Origin of the sequence: Thermocrispum municipale DSM 44069 (assembly GCF_000427825.1) — a bacterium.
In the GTDB taxonomy this organism is placed as follows: domain Bacteria; phylum Actinomycetota; class Actinomycetes; order Mycobacteriales; family Pseudonocardiaceae; genus Thermocrispum; species Thermocrispum municipale.
The window spans coordinates 22,047-47,672 of the sequence record NZ_ATYT01000016.1 but is presented as its reverse complement, the minus strand read 5'-3'; the positions used below and the strand labels follow the sequence as shown (position 1 = coordinate 47,672).

25 protein-coding genes and 1 pseudogene are annotated in these 25,626 nt (G+C 69.6%); 14 read left to right on the top strand and 12 right to left on the bottom strand.

Annotated features, from left to right (window positions below; all coding sequences use genetic code 11):
* Positions 1-136: 136 nt before the first annotated feature.
* Positions 137-1,132 carry a TerC family protein gene (locus tag YWM_RS0114110; protein ID WP_028851272.1) on the top strand — a complete coding sequence of 332 codons (996 nt, stop codon included), beginning with the start codon at positions 137-139 and terminating at the stop codon, positions 1,130-1,132.
* Here YWM_RS0114110 and YWM_RS0114105 read toward each other — a convergent pair.
* Positions 1,114-1,761 (bottom strand): RES family NAD+ phosphorylase, encoded by a 648-nt coding sequence (locus tag YWM_RS0114105; RefSeq protein WP_028851271.1) that lies wholly within the window; start codon positions 1,759-1,761, stop codon positions 1,114-1,116. The two genes, YWM_RS0114110 and YWM_RS0114105, sit on opposite strands and share 19 nt — an antisense overlap.
* Positions 1,762-1,781: 20 nt before the next feature.
* Positions 1,782-2,369, bottom strand: coding sequence for a hypothetical protein (locus YWM_RS0114100; RefSeq protein ID WP_028851270.1), 588 nt, complete (start codon positions 2,367-2,369; stop codon positions 1,782-1,784).
* A 258-nt stretch (positions 2,370-2,627) separates the two neighbouring features.
* On the opposite strand from YWM_RS0114100, the gene YWM_RS0114095 reads away from it, so the two are divergent.
* Positions 2,628-3,443, top strand: a complete 816-nt coding sequence (locus YWM_RS0114095; protein WP_028851269.1) for a serine protease — start codon at positions 2,628-2,630, stop codon at positions 3,441-3,443.
* 64 nt (positions 3,444-3,507) lie between these two features.
* On the opposite strand, the gene YWM_RS25275 is transcribed toward YWM_RS0114095, so the two are convergent.
* The gene (locus YWM_RS25275; RefSeq protein ID WP_052344899.1) at positions 3,508-4,074 is read right to left on the bottom strand and encodes a PepSY domain-containing protein; all 567 of its coding nucleotides are present in this window, start codon (positions 4,072-4,074) and stop codon (positions 3,508-3,510) included.
* Positions 4,075-4,378: 304 nt separating this feature from the next.
* Between YWM_RS25275 and YWM_RS23700 the strand changes: the two genes are divergently transcribed.
* The gene (locus YWM_RS23700) at positions 4,379-5,179 is read left to right on the top strand and encodes a S1 family peptidase (protein ID WP_043661117.1); all 801 of its coding nucleotides are present in this window, start codon (positions 4,379-4,381) and stop codon (positions 5,177-5,179) included.
* Between the two features lie 304 nt (positions 5,180-5,483).
* Here the strand turns inward: YWM_RS23700 and YWM_RS0114075 are convergent, their stop codons facing one another.
* Positions 5,484-6,758 carry a sensor histidine kinase gene (locus tag YWM_RS0114075; protein ID WP_028851268.1) on the bottom strand — a complete coding sequence of 425 codons (1,275 nt, stop codon included), beginning with the start codon at positions 6,756-6,758 and terminating at the stop codon, positions 5,484-5,486.
* Positions 6,758-7,441 (bottom strand): response regulator transcription factor, encoded by a 684-nt coding sequence (locus YWM_RS0114070; protein WP_028851267.1) that lies wholly within the window; start codon positions 7,439-7,441, stop codon positions 6,758-6,760. Before YWM_RS0114070 ends, YWM_RS0114075 begins: the two co-directional genes overlap by 1 nt.
* A 207-nt stretch (positions 7,442-7,648) precedes the next feature.
* Here YWM_RS0114070 and YWM_RS23695 point away from each other — a divergent pair, with 207 nt between their 5' ends.
* Positions 7,649-8,233 (top strand): SRPBCC family protein, encoded by a 585-nt coding sequence (locus YWM_RS23695; protein ID WP_052344898.1) that lies wholly within the window; start codon positions 7,649-7,651, stop codon positions 8,231-8,233.
* A gap of 71 nt (positions 8,234-8,304) precedes the next feature.
* Here the strand turns inward: YWM_RS23695 and YWM_RS0114060 are convergent, their stop codons facing one another.
* On the bottom strand, positions 8,305-9,027 hold the full coding sequence (locus YWM_RS0114060; protein WP_043661115.1) for an SDR family oxidoreductase: 723 nt from the start codon (positions 9,025-9,027) through the stop codon (positions 8,305-8,307).
* Positions 9,028-9,103: 76 nt separating this feature from the next.
* On the opposite strand from YWM_RS0114060, the gene YWM_RS0114055 reads away from it, so the two are divergent.
* The gene (locus tag YWM_RS0114055) at positions 9,104-9,727 is read left to right on the top strand and encodes a TetR/AcrR family transcriptional regulator (RefSeq protein ID WP_028851265.1); all 624 of its coding nucleotides are present in this window, start codon (positions 9,104-9,106) and stop codon (positions 9,725-9,727) included.
* A complete protein-coding gene (locus tag YWM_RS0114050) occupies positions 9,720-10,550 on the top strand; it encodes an SDR family NAD(P)-dependent oxidoreductase (protein WP_028851264.1) in 831 nt (276 codons plus the stop codon). The genes YWM_RS0114055 and YWM_RS0114050 overlap by 8 nt, the downstream gene beginning before the upstream one ends.
* A gap of 13 nt (positions 10,551-10,563) precedes the next feature.
* On the opposite strand, the gene YWM_RS23690 is transcribed toward YWM_RS0114050, so the two are convergent.
* Together YWM_RS23690 and YWM_RS23685 are read right to left on the bottom strand one after the other, a co-directional pair.
* Positions 10,564-11,355 (bottom strand): hypothetical protein, encoded by a 792-nt coding sequence (locus YWM_RS23690; protein WP_156914783.1) that lies wholly within the window; start codon positions 11,353-11,355, stop codon positions 10,564-10,566.
* Between the two features lie 238 nt (positions 11,356-11,593).
* Entirely contained in the window at positions 11,594-12,190 is a 597-nt protein-coding gene (locus YWM_RS23685; RefSeq protein ID WP_043661113.1) for a TetR/AcrR family transcriptional regulator, read from the bottom strand.
* Between the two features lie 68 nt (positions 12,191-12,258).
* Here YWM_RS23685 and YWM_RS0114035 point away from each other — a divergent pair, with 68 nt between their 5' ends.
* Both YWM_RS0114035 and YWM_RS0114030 read left to right on the top strand, forming a co-directional pair.
* Positions 12,259-13,101 (top strand): alpha/beta fold hydrolase, encoded by an 843-nt coding sequence (locus YWM_RS0114035; RefSeq protein WP_028851263.1) that lies wholly within the window; start codon positions 12,259-12,261, stop codon positions 13,099-13,101.
* 183 nt (positions 13,102-13,284) lie between these two features.
* Positions 13,285-13,773 (top strand): hypothetical protein, encoded by a 489-nt coding sequence (locus YWM_RS0114030; protein WP_028851262.1) that lies wholly within the window; start codon positions 13,285-13,287, stop codon positions 13,771-13,773.
* A 13-nt stretch (positions 13,774-13,786) separates the two neighbouring features.
* Here the strand turns inward: YWM_RS0114030 and YWM_RS0114025 are convergent, their stop codons facing one another.
* The gene (locus YWM_RS0114025; RefSeq protein WP_028851261.1) at positions 13,787-14,464 is read right to left on the bottom strand and encodes an MBL fold metallo-hydrolase; all 678 of its coding nucleotides are present in this window, start codon (positions 14,462-14,464) and stop codon (positions 13,787-13,789) included.
* Here YWM_RS0114025 and YWM_RS23680 point away from each other — a divergent pair.
* The 3 genes and pseudogenes from YWM_RS23680 to YWM_RS0114010 all read left to right on the top strand — a co-directional run bounded on the left by YWM_RS23680 (position 14,463) and on the right by YWM_RS0114010 (position 19,204).
* Positions 14,463-15,641, top strand: a pseudogene (locus tag YWM_RS23680) (acyltransferase family protein). The gene YWM_RS0114025 and the pseudogene YWM_RS23680 overlap by 2 nt on opposite strands.
* A 49-nt stretch (positions 15,642-15,690) precedes the next feature.
* Entirely contained in the window at positions 15,691-18,546 is a 2,856-nt protein-coding gene (gene uvrA, locus YWM_RS0114015; RefSeq protein ID WP_028851260.1) for an excinuclease ABC subunit UvrA, read from the top strand.
* A gap of 214 nt (positions 18,547-18,760) precedes the next feature.
* Complete coding sequence (locus tag YWM_RS0114010) at positions 18,761-19,204, top strand: SRPBCC family protein (RefSeq protein ID WP_028851259.1); 444 nt, start codon at positions 18,761-18,763, stop codon at positions 19,202-19,204.
* A gap of 100 nt (positions 19,205-19,304) precedes the next feature.
* On the opposite strand, the gene YWM_RS0114005 is transcribed toward YWM_RS0114010, so the two are convergent.
* Positions 19,305-20,222, bottom strand: a complete 918-nt coding sequence (locus YWM_RS0114005) for a CE1 family esterase (RefSeq protein ID WP_245566042.1) — start codon at positions 20,220-20,222, stop codon at positions 19,305-19,307.
* Positions 20,223-20,243: 21 nt separating this feature from the next.
* Positions 20,244-21,605, bottom strand: a complete 1,362-nt coding sequence (locus tag YWM_RS23675; protein ID WP_156914780.1) for a cation:dicarboxylate symporter family transporter — start codon at positions 21,603-21,605, stop codon at positions 20,244-20,246.
* A gap of 109 nt (positions 21,606-21,714) precedes the next feature.
* Between YWM_RS23675 and YWM_RS0113995 the strand changes: the two genes are divergently transcribed.
* The 3 genes from YWM_RS0113995 to YWM_RS0113985 are packed head-to-tail and all read left to right on the top strand — an operon-like array spanning position 21,715 to position 25,030.
* On the top strand, positions 21,715-23,325 hold the full coding sequence (locus tag YWM_RS0113995; protein ID WP_028851257.1) for a sensor histidine kinase: 1,611 nt from the start codon (positions 21,715-21,717) through the stop codon (positions 23,323-23,325).
* Entirely contained in the window at positions 23,322-24,008 is a 687-nt protein-coding gene (locus YWM_RS0113990) for a response regulator (protein ID WP_028851256.1), read from the top strand. Before YWM_RS0113995 ends, YWM_RS0113990 begins: the two co-directional genes overlap by 4 nt.
* Positions 24,005-25,030 carry an NAD(P)H-dependent flavin oxidoreductase gene (locus tag YWM_RS0113985; protein WP_043661111.1) on the top strand — a complete coding sequence of 342 codons (1,026 nt, stop codon included), beginning with the start codon at positions 24,005-24,007 and terminating at the stop codon, positions 25,028-25,030. The genes YWM_RS0113990 and YWM_RS0113985 overlap by 4 nt, the downstream gene beginning before the upstream one ends.
* Here YWM_RS0113985 and YWM_RS0113980 read toward each other — a convergent pair.
* Positions 25,027-25,398: a DUF1844 domain-containing protein gene (locus YWM_RS0113980; protein ID WP_028851254.1), complete on the bottom strand. Its 372-nt coding sequence runs from the start codon at positions 25,396-25,398 to the stop codon at positions 25,027-25,029. The genes YWM_RS0113985 and YWM_RS0113980 overlap by 4 nt on opposite strands.
* Positions 25,399-25,626 lie beyond the last annotated feature (228 nt).

The window sequence follows — 25,626 nt, the reverse complement described above, 5'->3', positions numbered from 1 at the left end:
GGGGAGTATTCCCTCGCGGCGGAGTCGTCAGCACGGCGGTCGCGGCACTTGATGCCGACGGCACCCGGCTCCGTCGGCCGGCCAGACCGGTGGAAGAGACCTCCGGGAACTCATCTGCCCCGGAGGTATACGTTTGATGTCCGTACCCGTCTGGCTGTGGCTGGCCACCCTCGGCGGTCTGCTCGTCCTCATCCTGATCGACCTGGTCATCGTCGACCGCAAACCGCATGAGGTGACGACCGGAGAAGCGGCCCGATGGGTCACGTTCTACATCAGCTGCGCGGTGCTGTTCGGCATCGGTGTCTGGGTGTGGGGCGGCCACGACCCCGGGGTCGAGTTCTTCTCCGGCTACATCACCGAGTACTCGCTCAGCGTCGACAACCTGTTCATCTTCATGCTGATCATGGGCTCCTTCAAGGTGCCCGCGATCCACCAGCACCGAGTGCTGCTGATCGGAATCCTGCTTGCGCTGGTCATGCGGGGTGTCTTCATCGCCATCGGCGCGGCGCTCATCGAGCGATTCGTCTGGGTGTTCTTCCTGTTCGGCGCCGTGCTGGTGTGGACGGCGATCTCCATGCTGCGCGGTCAGGAGCAGGAGGAGTACCACGAGAACGCGCTGCTGCGCCGCACCCGCAAGATCTTCCCGGTGACCGACGACTACGTCGGGCACAAGATGTTCGTCAAGCGCGACGGCAAGCGCTGGATCACCCCGATGTTGATGGTGATCATCGCCATCGGCAGCGCGGACCTGCTGTTCGCGGTGGACTCCATCCCGGCGATCTTCGGCATCACGCAGGAGGCCTACCTGGTCTTCACCGCCAACGCGTTCGCGTTGATGGGCCTGCGGCAGCTGTACTTCCTGATCGGCGGGCTGGTCGAGCGGCTGGCCTACCTGAACTACGGCCTTGCGGCCATCCTGTTGTTCATCGGGGCCAAGCTGTTCCTGCACGCCGCGCACGAGTACGGCTGGGTGCCGGACGCGTTCGAGATCAACAACTGGATCTCGCTCGGCGTGATCGTCACGGTGCTGGTGCTCACCACGGTGTTCAGCCTGCTGAAGAGCCGGAAGGACCAGCGGGCTGCGGAAGCAGGCGAGCTGCCGGCGACGGATTCTCAGCCGACCAACACGTAGTTCAGCTCGGCGCACACCCGGGCCAGCGGCAAGTCCAGGCCCGGGTGGTTCAGCGGGAGCAGCACGTCCGGGCTCGGCGGCAACGCGTCGCCACCCGGTGGCTCCCACAGCGCGATGGCCGGGTCACCGGAGTCCATCGACGAGCGATACCAGACGCCGTCCAGCTCAGGGTGCGCCTGGCGGATCACCCGGGTCCACCGCTGGGTCATCCGCTTCGGCCCGGAGGAGATCTCTTGCGACGCACCTGCGCGGGTCGGCCACAACCCGGTGAGATCCAGCAGCCGCAGCGTCCGGGCAGGACGTAACACCACCAGATGCGGTGAGCGTGTCGTCCGGTCGACGGTCGACGTCGTCTGGAAGACCTCGGCGAGGCTGGTCCGCACCGACAGCGCGAAGTAGAGCACGCCGGGCTGTGTCTGGTCGACAGGCGCGTCGTCGTCCTGCGGGTCGAAGCGACCGTGGGGGAGCGGTCCGGCATAGCGGAACTGGTTCCACTTCTGCGGGTGGTTGCCCAGGGCGGTGAAGATCCGGACCAGACGGGTCGCCGGGTGCACCGCGACGATGTCCTCCGACGGTCGCAGCGCGCGTGCCAGCTCGTCGGCCGACGGCGGCGAGGGAAGCCGTGCCATCAAGCGGTTCCTCAGCCGGCTTACGCCGCCGTGCCCAGCGCCGCGATCAGCTCTGCGACGCGGAGCGGGTCGCCGTGTGCCAGCAGCCAATCGCGCGGCGTGACCGGTTTGCCGTGCAACTCCAGGTCGGACTGCGGTGTGGTCATGAACGCCGCGACGACGAGCTGTGGCTGATCGTCCGGGACATTGCGCAGGACGATCTCCAGGCCGGGCAGCGTGCCCCGCTCGGTGAACTGCCACGCGGGCAGCCGCCAGCCGCGTTCCTTCCAGCCGAGCAGCTTGCCTTCCTTCAACCGGTGCCGGATGCGGCTGGTGTCGACCCCGAGCCGCTGCGCCGCCTCGGCGACCGAGTACGACGTCTCGGCGAAAGCCGTGGCGGTGGCGACCGAGCGTGCACGCGGGTCCGACTCGCCCTCCTGCGCGTCACGCAGGTCCAGACCGACGTCGGTGAGAACGCGTTGTTGTTCCTCGCTGAAGTAGTCGCTCGGCGTACTGTGCGGCGGCGCGATCCGCCGGGCCGCATCGGCGACCAACCGGAGGAATTCCCGGGCGTCGACCCGCAGGCCCGCCTCGGCAAGAACGCTGTCCAAGCCCGTCGCCGTGGTCATACACCCAAGATAGCACGAACGTGCGCTTTCGTGCGCCTTCTTGTCAGGGAGGCACGATTGGTGGCTGGTCACGACCCCGGAATCCGTTAGCGTTGGCGCACGACACGGCGCTGTGTTCACCCAAGTGGAGTACGACGGCTGGGCCTGGTGCGGTGGTGTGTCCCGCCGGTACTCCTTGACAAGAAGGCCGGGCAACCGGTTATCAGGGCACGAACGGCCGTCGCGGTTCGCTCCGCGGGGGGGTCAGGAGGAAACGACATGGCAAAAGGCAAGCGCAGGGCGGTCAGGGCGGCAGCCATCGCCGCGATCGCCTGTGCGGCAGGGCTCGGTGCCAGCGCGACGGCTGGGGCTACCGGCGAGCAGGCAGGCAACGGGCCGGTCCAGCCGTACATCGTGGGCGGCGAAGAGGCCGACATCGAGGACTACCCGTTCACGGTGCGGCTGACCACGCCGGACGGCTTCGGGTTCTGCGGTGGCACGCTGGCGGCTCCGGACAAGGTCGTCACCGCGGCGCACTGCGTCGACGGCGCCGGGCCGGACGACCAGAAGGTGGTGTCCGGTCGCACGATCATGAGCTCGGACGAAGGCGCCGTCTCCGACGTGACCGACGTCTGGGTGCACCCGTCGTACGGCACGGACGGCAGCAACTACGACGTCGCCGTCCTGACGCTGGCGGAACCGGTGGATCAGACGCCTGCGGAGCTGGCCACCGCTGACGACGCGGCGTACGAGGCGGGCACCACGGTGACGACGCTGGGTTGGGGCAACACCACCGAGGGCGGCCAGCAGTCCGACCACCTGATGAAGGTGGACGTGCCGATCACCTCGGACGAGGAGTGCGACGCGGCGTACGGTTCGTCGTACACCCCGGACGGCATGGTCTGCGCCGGCTTCCCGGACGGCGGCAAGGACGCCTGCCAGGGCGACTCCGGCGGGCCGCTGGTCGCGGGCAACAAGCTGGTCGGTGTGGTCTCGTGGGGCGAAGGATGCGCTCGGCCCGGCAAGCCGGGTGTCTACTCCCGCGTGGGCACCTTCTACGACGAGCTGCAGGAGCAGATCGGCGGAACCTCTTAAAGAAAGCTGAATCGACGAGCGAAGGGGCGGGCCTGAGCGGCCCGCCCCTTCGTCGTGCTCCCGGTCAGTCGTCGTCCCGGTCGTTGTCGTCGTCATCCTGGTCGTCATCGTGGTCGTTGTCGTGGTCATCGTGGCGATCGTCGTCGCCGTGCCGGTCGTCGCGGTCGTCGTACTCGTCCTGGAATCGGTCGTCACGGTCGTCGAACCTGTCATCACGGTCGTCCCGTTCGACGCGGGTCACCGTGCCGGTGGAGGCGTCGACGCGCACTTCGATCTCCCGTCCGCTCTTGACCACCTCGACCTCCCACTCGCTGCGCCCGTGTTCGAACTCTCGCTCGATGTCGACCGCTCGACCGCCGCCGACGTGCCGGACGGCGACCGCGGCCGCCTCGTCGGCGGACAATGCCTGGTCGCTCCAGCCGGCCGAGGATTGCTGCGTGGGGGAGTGGTTCGGAGTGGCCGGGTCGGTCTCCTGAGCCGTCCGGCCGGTCCGCTCGGATGTCCGGCTGGTTTGCTGTGCCGCGGGCTGAGCGGAGGTCGTGCCACCTTCGTTCATCTCGGCGATCAGAACACCGCCGGTCACCAGTGCGGCCGCCGCGGCCAGTCCTGCCAGGGTCGTGGTCGCTTTCATGGCCGTCCTTTCGTCGCTTCGTGCTGTCCCGATCGACGATCCCGCTCGGCGAGCTAGCGGTGCGCTGCGTGACGGTTAAGGCGGGGCAAAAACACCATTCGTGGCCATGTGCCGCAAATCGTCTGCGTGCCCGGGCAAAAGTCACGGTCCGTGCGGGCCAACCGTTGATCTTCACGTGCTGTCCCCGGATCGCGAGTTGGCAGCGTGGTGTCGAACCCCTGCTGTTACGTCCGAACGCACCAGAGGAGTCGGCTCCGGTGGGTGACGGTCCGTGGCCGTGCCGCCGAGCCACGGAGGAGAGTGCATGACAAGGTCACGCATCGCGGTCAAGGCAGTGACGGTCGCGGCCATCGCGTGCGCGGCGGCCCTCGGTACCGGCTCGACGGCGACTGCCGCCGAAGGCCCAGTTCATCCGTTCATCGTCGGCGGGGAAGAGACCGACATCGAGGACTATCCGTTCACGGTGCGGCTGATCACGCCGGAGGGGCGCGGGTTCTGCGGTGGCACGCTGGCGGCTCCGGACAAGGTCGTCACCGCCGCGCACTGCGTCGAGGGAAACGCGCCGGGGGAGCAGAAAGTGGTGTCCGGTCGCACGGTGATGAGCTCCGACGACGGCACCGTTTCGGACGTGACGAACGTGTGGGTGCATCCGTCGTACGGGTCGGACGCGTTCAACTACGACGTCGCCGTGTTGACGCTGGCGGCACCGGTGGATCAGGCGCCCGCGGAACTGGCGACCCCCGATGACACTGCGTACGAGCCTGGCACCGTCGCAACGACGCTGGGCTGGGGTGCCACCTCCGAGGGTGGCCAGCAGTCCGACCAGCTGATGAAGGTGGACGTCCCGGTGAACTCCGACGAGGACTGCCGGGCTGCCTACGGCCAGTTCTTCGTGCCCGACGGCATGGTGTGCGCCGGTTATCCCGAGGGCGGGAAGGATGCCTGCCAGGGTGACTCCGGCGGACCGCTGGTGGTCGGTACCACGCTGATCGGCGTGGTGTCGTTCGGAGCCGGTTGTGCGCAGCCGGGGTATCCGGGCGTCTACGCCGAAGTGGGCGGCTTCTACCCCGAGCTGCAGGAGCAGATCGGCGGCAACACGCCCTGAAGCCTGTTCGCGCCAAGGGGCGGGTCGCACAGCGGCCCGCCCCTTGGCGGTTTTGTCGGTCAGTCGTCGCGTTCGACGCGCAACACCGTGCCGTTCGCGGCGTCGACATCCACGTCGTATTCGTAGCCCTTGTGGTACACCTCCACGCCCCGAACGGCCCGGCCGTGCTCGAACTCCCGCTCGAGATCGACGATCTCCCGGCGCGACCTGGTGATTCGCTACGTCACGGTTAACGCAACCCCAAGATCATGAACGGCATCGGCGGAGCGCGCGTGAGGGTTCTGCAGGGCTCTGGCCACGGCTTTCAGGGCACTCCGGCGAGCTCCATGCGCACGCTGAGACCGCCGCTCGGCGAGCGGCCGAGGGTCAGGCTGCCGCCGCCGCGTCGGGCGGTGCGTCTGGCGATGTCCAGGCCGAGACCGCTCGAGCCACTGGCGGATGCCCCGCGATGGGCCAGACTGCTCTCCGGCAGACCGGGGCCGTCGTCCTCCACCCACAGGACCGCGCCGCCTCCCGGCCGGGCTTCGAGCCGCACGCTGAAGTCCGTTCCGTCCGGAGTGTGGGCGAAGACGTTGCCGAGCAGTGCGTCGAGGCTGGCCGCCAGATCGCCGCGACTGGGCTGCACCTGCAACGGTCCGGGCGCGATCTCGCAGCGCGGGGTACGTCCGGTGTCCTCGGCCAGTGCGGCCCAGAATTCCACCCGCTCGCGGACCACCTCGGCGGCGTCGCACCCGGCGGTCGGCTCGGTGCTGCGGCGCCGCGCCTGAGCGATCACCTGCGTCACCGCGCGCTGCACCGCGTCGACACCGTCGCTGATGCGTTCGGCTTCTTCCGGGTTCGTGAGCGCTTCCGCCTCCAGGCGCAATGCGGTGAGGGGCGTGCGGACACGGTGCGACAGGTCGGCGACGGTTTCCCGTTCCTCGGAGAGCAGTTCGTCGATACGGCTGCCGAGGTGATTGAGTGAACGCGCGACGACGCCGATCTCCGCAGGCGACTCGGGATCGGCCCGCGCGGACAGATCGCCGCTGGACAGCCGGTGGGAGACATCGGCGAGTGCAATGGTCGAGCGGACCAGCCGCCGCGCCATCCGGTCGGCCACCAGCAAGCTGACCACCAGCAGCGTGACGCCCAGCCCGGTGAGCAGCAGCCACGCGCGGTCGACACCTGCCCGGAGCTGATCGTCCGGCACGAACGCGCGGATCACCGCGTTGCGGCCGGAACCTTCACGGACGGCGAAGACGATTTCGCGCCCGCCCGAGACGTCGGCCGACGCGCTGGTGCCCCGGCTTGCCAGTCGAACCAGCGGACTGCGCGGAGCGGCATGACCGAGGCGGGTGCCGTCGCCGAGGAACACGGTCAGGTCGTGCTCGGAGGCTTGGTCGGCCTGCGTCACGGTGACCTCGAGCGAGTCGCGGTCGGTCGTCGCGATCAGCGAACTGAGCGCCTGGGCCTGTGTGGTGGCCGCCTGCACGGCGCGGTCGGCGGCCACATCGCGGACCAGAATGGCCAACGGCACCAGGAAGGCCACCAGCACCAACGATGTGGTGGCGCCGACCAGCAGCAGTACGCGGCGACGCATCAGCTCTCCGGCGCCGCGATCCGCACGCCGACGCCGCGGACCGAGTGCACGTAGCGGGGTTCGTGCGCCGTTTCACCGAGCTTGCGACGTAACCACGACAGGTGGACATCGACGGTTTTGTCCGCTCCGCCGTAGGGAAGCTGCCACACCTCGGCCAGTAGTTCTCGTTTGCTGACGACCTCGCCCGCTCGCGCGGCCAGGTAGTGCAGGAGGGCGAATTCGCGCGGAGTCAGCTCCAAGTTGCGCCCCTCCAGCGTGGCCTGGCGGGCGCGCGGGTCGACGCGAAGGTCGCCGACTTCGATGACCTCGTCGGCCTTGCGCTCACCACCACGCCGCAGCACCGCGCGGATCCGAGCGTCCAATTGCGCTGCGCTGAACGGCTTGACGACGTAGTCGTCCGCGCCGGCGTCGAGCAGAGCGACGATCTCCGACTCGTCGTCGCGCGCGGTGGCCACGACGACGGGGACCTTGCTGGCGCCCCGGAGCATCCGCAGGACCGTTCGGCCGTCGACGTCCGGCAAACCCAGGTCCAGGACCACCAGATCGGGTTGCGAGCTCACCGCCTGCTCCAGACCGGCCATGCCGGTACCCGCCGACGCGACGGCGTGCCCGCGATCGGACAAGCCGCGGATCAGCGCAGCGCGAATCGCGGCGTCGTCTTCGATGAGCAGCACGTGGGGCACATGGTCAAACTTAGGCCACCCGCGGCCTGATCAGGGCGTCGACAACCGTTCGATGGGGTTGCCATAGCGCAGCCTTAACCCGGGCGGCGTGCCGGAGCGGCGACGGACCTTGGCGCGGCGCCGTGCCCGAGGTGGCGGGAGACGCCCCTTGGTTCGGCGCCTCAGGTGGCGGGAGACTCCCTTGACCCACCCCGCGGTGGGGGAGAGGTGCGGGAGGAGGGCGGCACCACCCTCGTGCTCAGTCACAGCTTCGACGACCGTCCGGGTGCCGCGAGCTTCACCACCGGCTGGGAGCAGTGCCTCGCCGGGCTTGCCGAGTCGCTCGACGGGCGCGCGCCGACCCCGCCGGAGGACCGCGGCGAGGCTCGGCACGAGGAGCTCGTCGAGTTGTTCGGTCTCGACCGGCCGACGATCAGCACGACCGGTACCGGCTGGCGGCTTCGCTTCGAGCGTCAGCTGATCTGCACCGCCGAGGCCGCGTGGGACCTTGCCGTCGGCCCGTCCGCACTGGCCGTCGGCGAAAAGTTCCGCTCGCCGGTTGCTCCCGAGGTCATGTTCGGCACCGTCGCCGAGGTCGAACCGCCTCGGGCCCTCGCGCTGACGACGGCGCCTGGCCGGCCGGGCGATGCCGTGCGCTTGACGCTCGGCGAGGGCACTGGTCACGGTGCCCGGTTGATGCTCGAGGTCAGCGGCACCGATCCGGATGAGCGGGACGACGCCGTCCCGGCGTGGGGTGCGGACGTCCTGGCCCGCATCGTGCGTGAGGTGGCGCGACTGGCCGGAGTGCGCTGACCACCGCCGTCCGGGGCCGCAGTCCTCCTGCGTCGCTGCGCGAGGGCGGGAGGCGGCCTGCGGATCGACCGTCAGGCGGTGAGATGCGCGCCGCCGTCCACCTCGACGATCGTCCCGGTCATGCTGGGGTTGGTGGCCAGCAGCACGATCGCCTGTGCGACGTCGTCCGCGGTGGCGATCCTGCGGGTCGGCAGGCCGGCGGCGACCGAATCGAACAGGGCGCGCCGGTCGGCGTCAGGCAGCATGTTCCACCACGGGGTGTCCACGTAGCCGGGTGAGACGGCGTTGACCCGGATTAGCGCCAGCTCCGCGGCCAGCGGTGCGACAAGTCCTTCCACGGCGGCGTTGAGCGAACCGATGCCCGCGGTCCCCGGCATCCCGGTTCGAGCGGTGACGGCGCCGACCAGGGTGATCGAGCCGTGCCCGCTGAGGTGCTTCACGGCGCTTTTGACGGCGGTGACGGTAGGCCAGAACTTCTCCTCGAACGCGGTGCGCAGCACGTCGATGTCGAGGTCGACAAACGTGCCGGCTCCGGTGTTCCCGCTGAGCGTGACGACCAGCCGGTCCACCGTTTCCAGCTCATTCAAGAGCGACACGAGCGCAGGCGCGTCGGCGGCGTCGAGCCGATGGGGCACCAGGCCCGGCTGCTCGTCGACGGCGGCCTGAAGCCGGGCGGCGTCGCGACCGGCGATGTGGACCGTGTCGCCCGCCGCGTGCAGCCGGGCGGCGGTGGCCAGGCCGATACCGGAGCTGCCACCGATCACGAGGGCAGTGATCACGATCAGACTCTCCATTCACGAGACGCTACGGTTCGAAATTACGGTAGCATTTTTACGAACCGCTGCGTCTCGTATTTGCTACAGTGGCGCCATGACAGAGCCGCACGCGCCACGCCGGGGTCGCAAGCGCAGCGAGCAGTCACGCCTGGCGATCCTCACCGCCACCTTCGAGCTCACCCGTGACGAGGGCTACCGCGCGCTCACCGTCGAAGGCATCGCTGCGCGTGCTGGGGTCGGCAAGCAGACGGTGTACCGGTGGTGGCCCACGAAGGCCGACGTGCTGCTCGAGGCGCTCGCGACGAAAGCGGAGCTGCACGTGTCCGTCGCCGACCGCGGGTCCTTCCGGGCGGACCTGGAGCAGTTCCTCCGCGACTCGTTCGCCTTGCTCGGCGTGCCGGGGGTGGCTCAGGCGCTGCGCAGCCTGATGGCCGAGGCGCAGGTCGACTCCCAGTTCGCGAGCCGGTTCCGGGAGGGCTTCCTGGACCGGCGACGTGCCGCCCTCGCCGAGCTGCTGCAGCGTGCCCGGCGCAGGGGAGACGCGCCGCCTGTCGCCGACGAGCTGGTGGCCGACGTGGTCTTCGGGGTGATCTGGTACCGGGTGCTCGCCACCAACCGGCCCTGGGGTGAGGCGGACCTCGTCGCGCTCCGGGACCTGCTCACCTCCACGTTCACCAACCCCGACCCGTCCAGCCGCATCGGGAGCACTCATGTCTGAGCCGACCAGCGACCGCGTTGTCGTCCTCACCGGGGCCACCGACGGGCTGGGCCGAGCGCTCGCGCTCCGCCTCGCCGCAGACCCGGGTACCCGTCTCGTCCTGCACGGCCGCAGCGAACGCCGTCTCGACGTCCTGCGCGCGGAGCTGGCCGCCCAGCCCGCTGCGATCGACACCGTCCGCGCCGACCTCGGCGAGCTGGCGCAGGTGCGCCGCCTGGCCGACGATGTCGCCGCCCTCACCGATCACGTCACCGTGCTCGTCAACAACGCCGGCGTCGGCGCGGGCGAGCCGGACGGCACCGGGCGTCACCTCACCGTGGACGGCAACGAGCTGCGGTTCGCGGTCAACTATCTCGCCCCGTTCGTGCTCACGCAGCGACTGTTGCCGCTGCTGGACGCCGGGGCTCCGGCACGGGTCGTCCACGTGGCATCCATCGGTCAGAGCCCCATCGACCTCGCCGACCCGACCCTCGCACACGGGTACGACGGGTGGCGCGCCTATGGGCAGTCGAAGCTCGCGCTCATCACCTACGGCCTGGCGCTCGCGAAGCGGCTCGACCCGGCACGGATCACCGTCAACAGCCTCCACCCGGCCACCTACATGCCGACCAAGATGGTGCTGCAGTCGGTCGGCCACAGCATCGACTCCCTCGACGTCGGCGTGGACGCCACGCTTCGTCTCATCCTGGACCCCGCCCTCGCCGGTGTGACGGGACGCTTCTACAACCGGGCCGTCGAGGCGCAGGCGCACCCCGACGCTTATCGGGAGGACGTCCAGCAGGCGCTGTGGGAGCTCAGCGTGCGTCTCACGGGCGAAGGGTGACGACGGCGCCCGCTCAGTCTGCCGGGGTCGTTGTAGTGGCGGCGAGCCGACGGTCGAGCAGGACGAAGACGACGGCGGTCAGCACGGTGAGCACCGCCAAGCCGACCCGGTCTGCGAGCGTGCGCTCGACGAACGCCGTGATGGCCAGCCCGGCGACGCCGTGCCCGACGAGCGCTCCACCGGCGACGGCCAGCGTGTGCCGAGGTGTCCACCCGGTGGAGCTCCCGGCGCTGCGCAGCATCAGTACGGCGCCCACGGTCAGCAGGACAACTGCTGCCATGGGGATGGCGACGGTGTCGCCCCGGGTGAACGCCGGCTGCTCGGCGCCGAACATCGGATGGCTCAGCGCCAGGAAGGCGAGCACTGCCACGAACGAGCCGAGATACCACCACGCGGGACGCGCCACCGGGCGAGTGGTGGGTCTCCCACCGGTCCGCGGCAGCAGCCGCAACGCCACCACACCCAGCACCAGCACAGCGACGACCACGGCCAGGACGAACGGCAGCGGGGCCTGATAGCCGGGGTCCTGCGCGACCGGGACGGTGAACCGCAGCACCGCAACGCCGAGGGCGGTCACCGTCGCGGTCAGGACCAGGCCGCCGGTGCGCAGGTACGGCCGTCGTCCGTGGGAAGAGAACGACAGCTCGGTCAGCGCGATCGGGATCGCCACCGAGAACACCGTGTGATAGATCGCGGTGGCCTCCCAGTACGCGAGGTTCACACCGCCCACACGCATTCCCCACTCGGCCGCATCGTAGAGCCGTGGACTGGTGAGCGCCTGCAGCCCGATCCCGTCCTCGAGCATCCCGTACGCGATCCCGAGCAGCAGAATGCTCGGCCATCCGCGCCCGCGCGGCGCACCAGCTCGCGGATCAGCAGCACACCGGCGCCGTAGATCGGTACCCACAGCAGGACCAGGTATGCCATCCGCAACGGGGTGGATCCGAACGTCAGCTCGGCGGCCAGCGGCGTGATCACGACGAGGGACCACGCCGCTTTGCGGTTGCCGGTGGTCGTGCGCTCGGCTCGGTCGACGGACATCATCATGTGTCCCCGCCCTTCGTGGTCGCGGCCCGGAACAGCCGCAGCAGCTCGCCGGTGTAGTGGTCGAGGTCGAGCGCGGGGTCCCGGTGCCAGGCGTCGAGCAGACCGTTGAGCGCGTGGCGGACGGTGCGGGCCATGACGGTGGCGTCGAAGGAGCCGAGCTCGCCGGCCTCCTGCCCTGCGCGAAGGACGGTGGCGAGCGCGTCGATCTCGCGATCCTCCCGGGCTCGAACCGGTTGCCAGTCGGCGGCGCGGGTGCCGTGCACGATCTCCTCGAGCGCGCGGATGTAGTCGGGATGCTCCCGATAGAAGGCGACGCTGCCGGTGATGAACGCCGCCAGCCGTTCCGGCGCGGTGCCCGCCCGGTCGATGCTCGGCCGGACCGCCGCGTAGCCGGCCGCGTAGATGTGATCGAGGACGGCCTCGATCAGTGCCTCGCGGCTGCGGAAGTGGTAGTGGATCAGCGGTCGGCTGATCCCGATCCGCTGGGCGATGCGGCCCACCGACGCGGCGGCGTAGCCGAGCTCCGCCAGCGTGGTGACGGCGGCTCCGACGATCTGCGCTCGGCGCGCCTGCTCGACGAACGTGGACTTCACAGCAGGAAACTAACAGGGTTGTCAGTTGTCTGACAACTATGTCAGCGTAGGGCGGAGGAGGGATGGACATGACCACCACCGAGGGCTGGCACCTGCCGGATCGGGTCCGACTCACCGACGGCGAGGTCGCCGCCGGGGTCGTCGGCGACGGCCCGCCCGTGGTGCTCACGCACGGCACCCCTGCCTGGTCGTTCCTGTGGCGCTCGGTCGTGCCTGCGCTGGCCGCGACGCACCGGGTCCACGTGTGGGACCTGCTCGGATTCGGGGATTCGAGCGCCGATCCCGGGGTCCGGCCGACGATCGCCCGGCAGGCTCGCGCGCTGGCCGAGCTCGTGGAGCACTGGGGGGTGACCGATGCGGTGCTGGTGGGGCACGACATCGGCGGCGGGATCACCGCGCGGGCGCACTTGGTCGAGGGGGTGCCTGCGCGAGCGCTGGTGCTCATGGACGCGGCGGTGATCGGGCCGTGGAACACGCCGTTCACCGAGCACCAGCAGCGCTATCCCGAGGCATACCGCACCATGCCGAACGACGCCTTCACCGACCTGATCGCCACGCGGCTGCGCACCGCGACGCACAACCCCATGTCGCCCGAGGTGCTCGCGGGCTACCTGCGACCGTGGGCCGGCGCCGGCGGGCAGCAGCGGTGGGTCGACCAGGTGGAGGCGGTGCAGCACACGGACACGGCCGAGGCGGTGTCCCGGCTGGCGAGCGTCGCCGTTCCGACCCTGGTGCTGTGGGGCGAGGAGGACCGCTGGCTGCCGCCGACGGTGGCGGACCGGCTCGCCGCCGCGATTCCCGGCGCGCGCCGGCACCGCATCGCAGGGGGTGGACATTTTCTGGCTGAGGACCGGCCGCACGAGGTGGCGCAGGCGATCGCGGCGTTCGCCGACGGGCTGCCGACCCGGTGACGCCGACGCGACGGCGTGCCCACTCGGGTGGGCAGCGGATCAGCGCTGCCCGGACGGCGAGGTCGTGCGCGACGAGCCCCGCCTGGCCGTACCCGGGGCTTCCGCGCGTCGACGACGGCGTCGACAACCGTGTGATGGGACTGTCATAGCGCGGCCTTAACCCGGCTGCGCCATGCTGGAAGAGTGGCGGAGAAGAAGACGCGGATCGTCGGCGTGGTCCTGGCCTGGCTGCTCGCCGCAGGCGCGGCCACGCTGATCGGTGTGGTGGCCGTCGGGGCCATCGGCAGCGGGATCGTCGCTTCGCCGCAGCAGCCGCTGTCGGCGGAAGAGGTCGACCAGCGCCTGGCCGCGCCACCGCCGTCGGACGTTCCGCCCGCAGGGGAGCCGACCCGCACCACCCGGCCGTCATCACCTCCGCCGTCGAAGAAGCCGGCGACGAAGTCGTTCACCAGCCGCGGCGGCAACGTGGTCGTGCGGTGCTCGCCGTTCGAGCTGGTGCAGACGGTGCCCGCGCAAGGGTTCGAACTGGACGACGTCGACGAGCGCAGCGACGGGGGAGCGCGGGTTCGCTTCGAGTCGGACGAGCTGCGGGTGGAGATGCACCTCAGCTGCCGGGACGGCGAGCCCGTCAGCAGCACGAAAACCGAAGCCGAGGACGACGACGACGACTAGCGGCCGCCTGCGCTCACCAGCCGCGCTCCCACCACTCCTTCAGCTTCGGCCGCTCCGCGCCGAGCGTGGAGTCGTCGCCGTGCCCCGGGTAGAACCACGTCTCGTCGGGCAACACGTTGAACACCCGCTCCTCGACGTCGGTCATCAACTGCTTGAAGTTCTCCGGACTCGTCGTCTTGCCGACACCGCCGGGGAACAGCGAGTCACCGGTGAACAGGTGCGGGTGCCCCTCCGGGTCGCGGTACAGCAGAGCGATCGAACCCGGCGTGTGGCCACGCAGGTGAATGACCTCGAGCTCGCACGAGCCGACCGAGATCTTGTCGCCGTGCTCGAGCAGGAAGTCCGGCGGGACGGGTAGCGGGTCGGCGTCGAGCGGGTGGGCTGCGGTGTTCGCGCCGTTGGCCCCGGCGACTGCGCCGAGCGCCTGCCAGTGGTCCTGATGCTGGTGGGTGGTCACCACGGTGCGCAGCGTGGGACGTTCCCGGTCGTAGCCGATCAGGTCGGAGATCCGATCCGGGTCGTTCGCCGCGTCGATCAGCAGCGCCTCACCGCTGTCCCGGTCGACCAACAAATAGGTGTTGTTGTCCATCGGGCCGACCGACAGCTTGGTGATGGTGAGCGCGGCAAGCGTGCGCCGCTGGGCATCCCCGCCAGGCTCGACGTGCCCGGTGTAGTCCTCACTGATCCGCATGCGTGCAGGTTATGACGTGTGGCACACCGGGCTCCACCCCGCCCGTGGTCAGGGTGATCACACCCCCTACCGTGGCGACCCCATGACCACCCGCCGCAGGCTCGACTGGGACCTGATCCGCGTTGTCGCGGTGTTCGCGGTCCTGCTCGGCCACGTCACGGACCTCGGGCCGGTCCTGCACCCCGAACTGGGCGGATACCCCTTCGTCGTCGCTCCGCAGTTCGGCGCCGCCGCGCTGATGATCGTCTCCGCCTACTTCGCGTGCGAAACCATCCGGCGGGGCAACCCGGGCCGTTGGCTGCGCAACCGGCTCGCCAGGCTCCTCCCGGCCTATCTGACCGCGGTGGTGGTGATCTACGCGATCGGCTCGTAAGCCATCCCGCGGTTCAACGCCGACCCGGATCGCTGGAACTGGCGGGAGTGGACGTTCGGCGACCTGGTGGCGAACTTGACCATGACGCAGGGATGGCATCCCCATCCGGTGTATCTCGACAACGCCCACTGGACGCTCCCGGTGCAGGTCACCGCGTTCGTCGCCGCGGCGGTGTGGTGGTTCCGACGCGGGGGCGCAGGCGTCCGCGGTCTTGCCCTCGGACTGGTGGTGGCACCGGTCACGGTGCTGCCGCTGCGGCTGCTGCCCGATTCGCTGACCGGAATCCTGGCCGTGTTCTACACCGGCACCGGCCTGGGCCGGGTGGCGCTGTTCGGCCTCGGCATCGCCTTGTGGCTGTGGGGCCGTGGACGGCTACCCGGCTCGACGTTGACGGTTCTGGCGGCGCTGGCCGTCGGGCAGTACGCGTACACCGTCGACCGCAAGATCGAGTCCGGCCTGGCCCTGGCCGTGATGGTGGGCGCGATCGCGTTGGCCGCGCGCTGCCCGCGCTGGGACGAACGGGTGCCGGATGCGGTGCGGCGGCCGATCACCTGGCTGGCAGGCATCAGCTACGGCGTCTACCTGCTGCACCAGCAACTCGGCTTCATCCTCGCCAGGGTCCTGGTCGACAACGGGATCTCCGGGACGGGCCGGCTGGTGGTGGTGATGCTCGCCGCAGTGGCCGCAGGCTGGGCACTCACCGTGCTGGTCGAGCGGCCCGCGCACCGGTTGTTGACCCAGGTCCGCGACCGCCCCAGCCGGAGATTGTCGGTGGCCGCGCCTAGCATGGGAAAGGTCGGCTAGGTCCGACCGTTGTCGCTGCATATATCCAGCTAGGGAAGGGGCCACCCGGGTGTCCGATCGTCTCGTCGTCCGAGGTGCGCGCGAACACAACCTGAAGAGTGTCGATCTCGACTTGCCGCGCAACAGCATGGTGGTCTTCACCGGGCTGTCCGGGTCGGGCAAGTCGTCACTGGCGTTCGACACGATCTTCGCCGAGGGGCAGCGGCGCTACGTCGAGTCGCTGTCGGCGTATGCGCGCCAGTTCCTCGGGCAGATGGACAAGCCGGACGTCGATTTCATCGAGGGTCTCTCGCCCGCGGTGTCCATCGACCAGAAGTCCACGTCACGCAACCCGCGATCCACGGTCGGCACGATCACCGAGGTGTACGACTACCTGCGCCTGCTGTACGCGCGGGCGGGCAAGCCGCACTGCCCCCAGTGTGGTGAGCCGATCGCCAAGCAGACGCCGCAGCAGATCGTCGACCAGGTGCTCGCGATGGAAGAGGGCATCCGGTTCCAGGTGCTCGCCCCGATCGTGCGCGGCCGCAAGGGCGAATACGTCGACCTGTTCGCGAACTTGCAACAGCAGGGCTACGCGCGCGTGCGGGTGGACGGCCAGGTGTATCCGCTCACCGATCCGCCGAAGTTGAAGAAGCAGGAGAAGCACGACATCGCGGCGGTGATCGACCGGCTGACGGTCAAGGCGTCCGCCAAGCAGCGCCTCACCGATTCGATCGAGACGGCGCTGCGGCTGGCCGACGGGCTGGTGGAGCTGGAGTTCGTCGACCTTCCGGAGCACGACCCGGGCCGCGTGCGCGGATTCTCCGAGAACCTCGCCTGCCCGAACGGTCACGCCCTCGCGGTGGAGGATTTCGAGCCGCGGTCGTTCTCGTTCAACTCGCCCTACGGTGCCTGCCCGGAGTGCACCGGCATCGGCGTCCGCAAGGAGGTCGATCCGGAACTGGTCGTGCCGGACGACGAGTTGTCGCTGGCCGAGGGCGCCATCGCGCCGTGGGCGGTGGGGCAGACATCGGAGTACTTCCAGCGCTTGCTGACCGCGCTGGCGGAGACGATCGGCTTCCGGATGGACACCCCGTGGCGTGACCTGCCGGCCAAGGCGCAGAAGGCGGTCCTGCACGGCACGAGCGAGCAGGTGCACGTCCGCTACCGCAACCGGTACGGCCGTGAGCGCGCGTACTACGCCAACTTCGAGGGCGTCATCCCGTTCCTGGAGCGTCGCAGGGAGCAGACTGAGTCCGAGTACATGCGGGAGAGGTACGAGGGCTACATGCGTGAGGTGCCGTGCCCGGCCTGTCAGGGCACCCGCCTCAAGCCCGAGATCCTGGCCGTGACGTTGGAGCACGAGACGCAGGGCCCGCGGTCGATCGCCGAGGTCACGGCGCTGTCGGTGGCCGAGGCGACGGAGTTCCTCGACGGCCTGCGGCTGGACGAGCGTCAGACGATGATCGCCGGAGCGGTCCTCAAGGAGATCCAGGCACGGCTGCGCTTCCTGCTCGACGTCGGCCTGGACTACCTCTCGTTGGACCGCGCCGCGGGCACGCTGTCCGGTGGCGAGGCGCAGCGTATCCGGCTGGCCACGCAGATCGGCTCCGGCCTGGTCGGCGTGCTGTACGTGCTGGACGAGCCGTCCATCGGCCTGCACCAGCGGGACAACCACCGGCTGATCGAGACGCTGTCCCGGCTGCGCTCGCTGGGCAACACGCTCATCGTGGTCGAGCACGACGAGGACACCATCCGCGCGGCCGACTGGGTGGTGGACATCGGTCCGGGCGCGGGTGAGCACGGCGGGCAGATCGTGCACAGCGGACCGTACGAGGAGCTGTTGTCCAACCCCCGTTCGCTGACCGGTGACTACCTCGCGGGCCGCAAGGAGATCCCGCTGCCGGTGTCCCGGCGGCCGGTGTCGAAGAAGAACAGGCTCACCGTGGTGGGTGCCCGCGAGCACAACCTGCGCGGCATCGACGTGTCGTTCCCGCTGGGCTGCATGATCTCCGTGACGGGCGTGTCCGGCTCGGGCAAGTCGACGCTGGTCAACGACATCCTGGCCACCGTGCTGGCGAACAAGCTCAACGGTGCGCGCCAGGTGCCGGGCAGGCACACGCGGGTGCGCGGTTTGGACCTGGTCGACAAGCTGGTGCGGGTGGACCAGTCGCCGATCGGCCGCACGCCGCGGTCCAACCCGGCGACCTACACCGGGGTGTGGGACCACATCCGCAAGCTGTTCGCCGCGACCACGGAGGCGAAGGTTCGCGGCTACCAGCCGGGGCGGTTCTCGTTCAACGTCAAGGGCGGCCGGTGTGAGGCGTGTGCCGGTGACGGCACGATCAAGATCGAGATGAACTTCCTGCCGGACGTCTACGTGCCGTGCGAAGTGTGCAAGGGCGCCCGGTACAACCGCGAGACCCTCGAGGTGCATTACAAGGGCAAGACGGTCGCCGAAGTGCTGGACATGCCCATCGAGGAGGCGGCGGAGTTCTTCGAGCCCATCAAAGCCATCCACCGGCATCTGAAGACGCTGGTGGACGTCGGCCTCGGCTACGTGCGGCTGGGACAGCCCGCTCCGACGCTGTCCGGGGGTGAGGCGCAGCGGGTGAAGCTGGCCTCCGAGCTGCAGAAACGCTCGACCGGGCGCACGGTCTACATCCTGGACGAGCCGACCACCGGCCTGCACTTCGAGGACATTCGCAAGCTGCTGGCCGTGATGCACGGGCTGGTCGACAAGGGCAACACGGTGATCGTCATCGAGCACAACCTGGACGTCATCAAGACCTCCGACTGGATCATCGACATGGGTCCGGAGGGCGGCTCGGGTGGCGGGATGGTCATCGCCGAGGGCACGCCGGAGGACGTCGCAGCCAACGACGCCAGCTATACGGGTCAGTTCCTCAAGCCGATCCTCGGCTGAGCAGGGGAGCGGCGTCGCCGCGGTGGGCGCTCATCGCCGCGCGTGATGGCGCCGCGTCGAAGCGGGCCTGCCCGCCACGCGCCGGGGCTGTTTGCCCGGGACACCCGGGTGGCGAGCTGCCCGTTCCTGGATGTTCCCGTCAGGAGCCACCAAGCCGCTGGCGCCGGCACCCGCACGGCGAGCCTGCTGGCGCGCCGCGCCGCATACTGAGCCCATGGGCCTGCACCAGTACTGGTTCCGCACGCTGTGGCACCTGGCCGCGCCCGCGGAGGAGGTCTTCCGCGAGGTGACCGACGTGACCGGCTACCCGCGCTGGTGGCCCGATGTCCGCTCGGTGCTGCGGATCGACGACGACACCGCGGAACTGGTGTGCCAGGCGCTGCTGCCGTACCGCATCGTGGTGCGGATGCGCCGCGTCGAGCAGGATCCCGCCGCCGGCCGGCTGCACGTGCGGCTGACCGGAGACCTCGACGGCTCACTGCGTGGGGTGGTGCGCGAAGCGGGCGGCGGCACCAAGCTCGAGATCACGCAGGACGTCGTCGCCCGTAAACGGCTGCTGCGCTGGGCCGCACCGGTCGCTCGTCCCGCGTTCCGGCTCAACCACGCCGTCATGATGATGCGCGGGCAACGCGGCCTACGCGCCCACCTCGGCGCGTGAGGTCGACGAGCCTTCGGTGCGTGAACCCGGTGGCCTACGCGGCCGCCCCGGCCGCCGAGAACCCCGGTGCCGAGGCAGCGACCTCGGCCACCGGGTGGCCTCACCGCAGTGTGTGGTGCGCGAAGAACCGCAGGATGATCGGCGTGGCGTCGAACACCGACGGCTCGGCGGAGTCCGGGTTCGGCCGCGTGCTCGGCCAGTCGTGTCCAAGGCTCGCGATGGCGTAGTGCACGACCTGGCCGCGCCGGTCGCAGCCGACCCATCGGCTGCGTTCGACACCCTCGCCCAGGTCCTGTACGACGGGCCGCACGCGGCACCCGTTCCGCTCGGCCCACGCTGCCAGCCACTGCGGGATCGGCGGCAGACCCTTGGTCGAGTCCCCTTCGTACGGGATGGTCTTGTCCGCCTTGCCGTGGATCTCCAGCACCGGAGCCGGACGGTTCGGTCGACATTCGCCGCCCTGCGGGTAGAAGGCCCCGGCGACCGGCGCGAAGGCAGCGATGCGATCCGGCATCCGGCAGGCCAGCACCCCGACGAACCCGCCGCCGTTGGACTTACCGGTGGCGTAGATCCGCGATCGATCCACGCACAGGGTCCTCTCCACCTCGTCCAACAGGTCCGCGACGAACCGAACGTCGTCGACCTCGGGGGAGTAGGGCGCACCCTGCCAGGACGGCTCGCCGTCGTTCCCGATCAGTCCCTGCGGGTACACCGCCACGACACCGCGGCCGGAAAGCTCCGACAGTTCCTCCTGGTATTCGGCCGTGCGGGTCCGGCCGTGGAACGACAGCACCACGGAATGCGGTCGCGTCGGCCGGTACTGCTTCGGCACGTGCAGCCGATAGCTCCGGGTGCCTCCCGCGGACTCGATGGTCCGCTCGACCGTGATTCCTGGCGCCTGCACGGGCTTGCCGCATCCCGGCGAGCCGTGAGACACCGCGCCGCGTACCTCGGAAGGGGTGGCGGCCGCGGCGGCCGGCGCCGCGGCCGCGGTGGTGACGACGACCGCCGCCACCACCGCGGCGCACAGACACCCTGATCACGTCGTCACCTTCTCGCGTTCCTGCTCCGCGGCCGCGCCGGCGTGATGATCGTCGACCATGGTCTGCTCGTCGAACGGCAGCTCACCGGAGAGCACCAGCCGCGCCTGCTGACGGTCGAGCTCGCCGGTCCATTGGCCGATGAGCACCGTCGCCACTGCGTTGCCGGCGAAGTTGGTCAGCGCGCGAGCCTCGCTCATGAACCGGTCGATGCCGACGATGAAGCCGACACCGTCGACCAGCTCCGGACGGTGCGTCTGCAGACCACCGGCCAGCGTGGCGAGCCCGGCACCCGTGACACCTGCGGCGCCCTTCGACGCGATGATCATGAACAGCAGCAGACCGATCTGCTCGCCGACGCCGAGCGGGCTGCCCTGGGCGGTGGCGATGAAGAGCGTGGCCATGGTCAGGTAGATGGCCGTGCCGTCCAGGTTGAACGAATAGCCCGTGGGCACGGTGATGCCGACGACGGGCTTGCCCACGCCCATGTGCTCCATCTTCGCGATCAGTCGCGGTAGCGCGGACTCGCTCGAGGACGTGGACAGGATGAGCAGGAACTCCCGCGCGAGGTACCGCAACAGCTGCAGCAGGTTGACCCGAGCACCGAACCACAACACGGCCCCGAGCACCACGAACACGAACAGCACGCAGGTGGCGTAGAACCCGAGCATGATGACCGCGAGGCTCTTCAGCGCCTCCCAACCGGTGTCGCCGACGACGGCGGCGATGGCACCGAACGCGCCGATGGGAGCCGCCCACATGATCATCGCCAGGATGCGGAACACCAATCGTTGAATGTGCTCGATCCCGCGCAGGATCGGCTCCCCGGCGCGGCCGAGCTTCTGCAGTGCGAAGCCGGCGAGGATGGCCACCAGCAGCGTCTGCAGCACCGAGCCGGCGGTGAACGCCGACACCAGCGTGTCCGGGATGATGCCGAGCAGGAATTCCTCGGTGGACTCGCCTCCCTCGGCCGACTCCTGCGCCTTGGCCACGGCCTCCGGGTCGAGCCGCATGCCCTCACCCGGGTGCAGCACGTTGCCGACGATCAGGCCGATGGCCAGCGCGACGGTGGACATGATCAGGAAGTAGGTCACCGCAAGCGCGCCGACCTTACCGACCTTGGCCGCTTGGGCGACGGAGCCGATCCCGAGCACGATCGTGCAGAAGATGATCGGGCTGATCATCATCTTGATCAGCTTCACGAACCCTTCGCCGAGCGGCTTGAGGTGCTCGGAGGAAAAGTCGGGGAAGGCGAAACCCACGATGATGCCCAGCACCACGGCGCCGATCACCGCAAGGTAGAGGTAATGCACCCGGTCCCGCCGGGGCGGTGCTTCGGCGGCGGTAGGCTCCTTCGCCATCACTGCCTCCTGGATCGTCGGATATGCGTCGGCAGAACTATCCGGGTGTCTGTGATGACGGTCACGGTTATGTTCATTCCGTTCACCGACGGGTAACGGGGAGGCAACTATGCCCGACCAGGCGAAGCGGCCTCGCAGGCCGTGGAGCGTGGCGCGCCAGCTGCTGGTCCTGTTGCTGGTGATGGTTGCCGTGCTGGTCGGGGCAGGGGTGGCGCTGGCCTACCTGGAGGCCTCCCGCGCGACCGAGGATTCTGCTCGGGAGGAATCCACGTCGGTGGCCATCGCGGTGGCGCAGTCGCCCGACGTCGCCGAGGCGTTCCGCTCGGAGAACCCCTCGGCCCGGTTGCAGCCGCTCGCCGAGAAGGTCCGGGCGAACACCGGGGTCGACTTCATCACCATCATGGCTCCGGACGGCACCCGCTATTCGCACCCGAATCCGAAGCAGATCGGCGGCAAATTCCTGGGGAATCGCGGCCCGGCCCTGCGCGGGCAGGTCTTCACCGAGACCTACACCGGCACGCTCGGCCCGTCGATCCGTGCCGTCGTCCCGGTCTACGACCGCGCCGAGATCGTGGGGCTGGTCAGCGTCGGTATCACGCTCGAGGCGATCACGGCCGAGCTGAACGAACGACTGTGGCCGTTGGCGCTGACGGCCGCGGCGGTGCTGGCCGTCGGCGTCATCGGAGCGTGGTTGCTCAGCTCGCGGCTGAGGAAACAAACGCACGGCTTCGGGCCTGCTGAGCTGGCGCGGATGTTCTCCTACTACGAGGCGATCCTGCACGCGGTCCGGGAAGGCCTGATCCTGGTGGACGCCGACGGCCGGGTCGGCTTGTGCAACGACGGGGCGCGGACGCTGCTCGGCCTGTCCACAACTCCGCCGGAAGGCACTCCGGTGGCCGAGCTCGGGCTGCCCGAGACGCTGGCCGACGCGCTGACCTCGTCCGAGCCTCGCTCGGACGAGATCCACGTGACCGACGACCGCGTCCTGGTGGTCAGCACGTCCCCGGTGTACAGCGGCAACCGCGCGATGGGCAATGTCGTCACCTTGCGCGACCACACCGAGCTGGAGGAGTTGACCGGTGAGCTCAACACGGTTCGCGGGTTCGCCGAGTCACTGCGTTCCCAGGCGCACGAAGCGGCGAACCGGCTGCACACCGTGGTGTCCCTGGTGGAACTCGGCCGTATCGAGGAGGCCGTCAAGTTCGCCACCGCCGAATTGGAAATCGCCCAGCAGCTCACCGACCGCGTGGTGGGGGCTGTCGCCGAGCCGGTGTTGGCCGCCCTGCTGCTCGGCAAACTGGCCGAGGCCAACGAACGCGGAGTCGATCTGGTGCTCGAGGAGGACGCCGCGGTGGACGACGCACTGATCGGGGAGCAGGCGATCACACCCCGCGATGTGGTGACAGTGCTGGGTAACCTCATCGACAACGCTGTGGAGGCGGCCGTGCAGGGCGGCAGGCCAAGGCCGCAAGTCCGCGTCGATCTGCGTGGCGAGGGCGGTGAATTGTTCATGCGTGTGTCCGACAACGGCGCGGGCGTACCGGACACCGACATGGTGTTCCGGCGTGGCTGGTCGACCAAGTCGACACCCGGCCATGGGCTCGGCCTTGCCCTGGTCGGCCAGGTGGTACGCCGTTACCGGGGGTCGGTGGACGTGCGGAATGCCGACGGCGGCGGGGCAGTGTTCACCGTACGGCTGCCCGTGGGGGTGCGCGCGTGAGCGAGAGATCCGACATCGTCGTGCTCGTCGTCGAGGACGAACCGATCGCAGCGCAGGCTCACCGCGAATTCGTCGAGCGCGTCCCGGGCTTCACGGTGGCCGGGGTCGTGCATTCCGGCGCGGAGGCTTCGCGGTTCCTGCAGTCCGAACGCGTCGACCTGTTGCTGCTCGACTTCTACCTGCCGGACACCCATGGCCTGACGCTCTGCCGCGGACTGCGTGCCGCCGGCAACCCGGTCGACGTCATCGCCGTGACGTCCGCCCGCGACCTGGACGTGGTGAAGGCTGCGGTCTCGGTCGGCATCGTGCAGTACCTGATCAAGCCGTTCACGTTCGCCACGTTGCGGGACAAGCTCACCGCCTACGCCCGCTACCGGCAGACGTCCGGCGAAGCCGACCAGTCGGTGGTGGACCGCATGCTCGGCACGTTACGCACCGTGGACCACGCAGCACTGCCCAAGGGCATGAGCGGTGAGACGCTGGAAGCGATCACCAATGCGCTGCGCGAAGCATCCGAGGAGTTGTCGGCGGCCGAAGTCGGTGAGCGCACCGGGGTTTCCCGTGTGACCGCCCGCCGCTACCTGGAGTACCTGGCCGACAACGGGCTGGCCGAGAGGAGGCCGCATTACGGCCACGTCGGCCGACCCGAGCTGCGCTACCGCTCGGTGGTGAAGCAGGCATGATCGATTTCTCCCAGCTGCCGGTTCCCGTCGTGCAAGCCCCCATGGCGGGTGGAGTGTCCCGTCCCGCACTGGTGCAGGCAGTGGCGGAGGCAGGCGGCCTGGGCTTCCTCGCCGGCGGCTACCTGCGGGCCGAAGCGCTGCGTGATCAGATCGACGCAGTACGGGGGAGGGTCGACGGCCCGTTCGGCGTGAACCTGTTCGTCCCGGAGCCGCCGCGCACCGAGGTGGACCTCCGGGCGTACCGGCAACGTCTCCAGCCGGTGGCCGAGCGCTACGGGGTGACCGTCCCGGAGCCGAACTGGGCGGACGACGACTTCTTCGGCGAGAAGGTCGAGATGTTGCTCGAGGAGCGGATCCCCGCGGTGTCGTTCACGTTCGGCATGCCCGAGCCGAAGGTGATCGAAGCGTTTCGCGCCGGCGGCAGCACCGTCATCGTCACGGTCACGACGGCCGAGGAGGCGCGAGCCGCTGTGAACGCCGGGGCAGACGCGCTGTGTGTGCAAGGGCCGGAAGCGGGCGGACATCGCAGTACGCACCGGATGACCGACGAACCCGGCCGTACCTCGCTCGTCGAGCTGCTGCGCGACATCCGTGTCGGAATACCGGTCATCGCCGCAGGAGGGATGACCACCGGCGCCGACATCGCAGCGGCCCTGGCCGCGGGTGCCACAGCCGTGCAGCTCGGCACCGCCTTTCTCCGCAGCGACGAATCCGGCGCGAAGCAGCCGCACAAGGACGCGTTGGCCGACCCGCGCTTCACCGACACCGCGGTCACCCGTGCGTTCACCGGCCGACCGGCCCGCGCGCTGCGCACCACGTTCGTCGAGTCCTTCGACGACGCAGCGCCCGCGGTCTACCCGCAGCTGCATCAGCTGACCGCGCCGATTCGTGCCGCGGCAGCAGCAGCGGGGGAGGCCGACAACCTCGCGCTGTGGGCGGGTACCGGATACCGGCACGTCCGCACCGGGCCGGCGGCGGACATCGTCGAGGAACTCTGGCGGCAGGCGGTCCGGCTGCGTTAGTGGACCGGCCCGGTGTACTTCTCGCCAGGACCCTGGCCTGGTGGGTCCGGCACCGGGGAGGCCTCGCGGAACGCGCGCTGCACCGACTGCAATCCGTCGCGCAGCGGCGCGGCATGCGCGCCCAGGTACTCCGCGGAGGCCGTCACGAGCCCGGCCAGGGCGGTGATCAGCCTGCGGGCCTCGTCCAAATCCCGTCGCGGACTGGTGTCCGGGTCCTCGTCGGCCAGGCCGAGGCGCTCCGCGGACGCGGACAGCAGCATCACCGCGGCCCTGCTGATCACCTCGACGCTGGGCACCTCCGCCAGCTCTCGCTGCGGCAGGTCGGAATAGTCCACACCCCTGCCCGCGTTCGAACTATCATCAGCCACGTCTGGTACCCTGCCATGAGCCACTCACACTCGGTTTGCCGGGTGTGAGCAAGTGGAGCCCCGCTCCCACCCGAGTCGCCGCCTCGAGGCGGCCGGGTCCGGTCTCGCCGATGACAGCATCGGCGAAGCGTCCGCACCGCGGGCGCGATCGGAATTGCGGGCCCCACGTGCCAATGGCAGGNGGGGCCCGACGCTTTTCGGCGTTGAGGGGCCCCGTACAACACAACA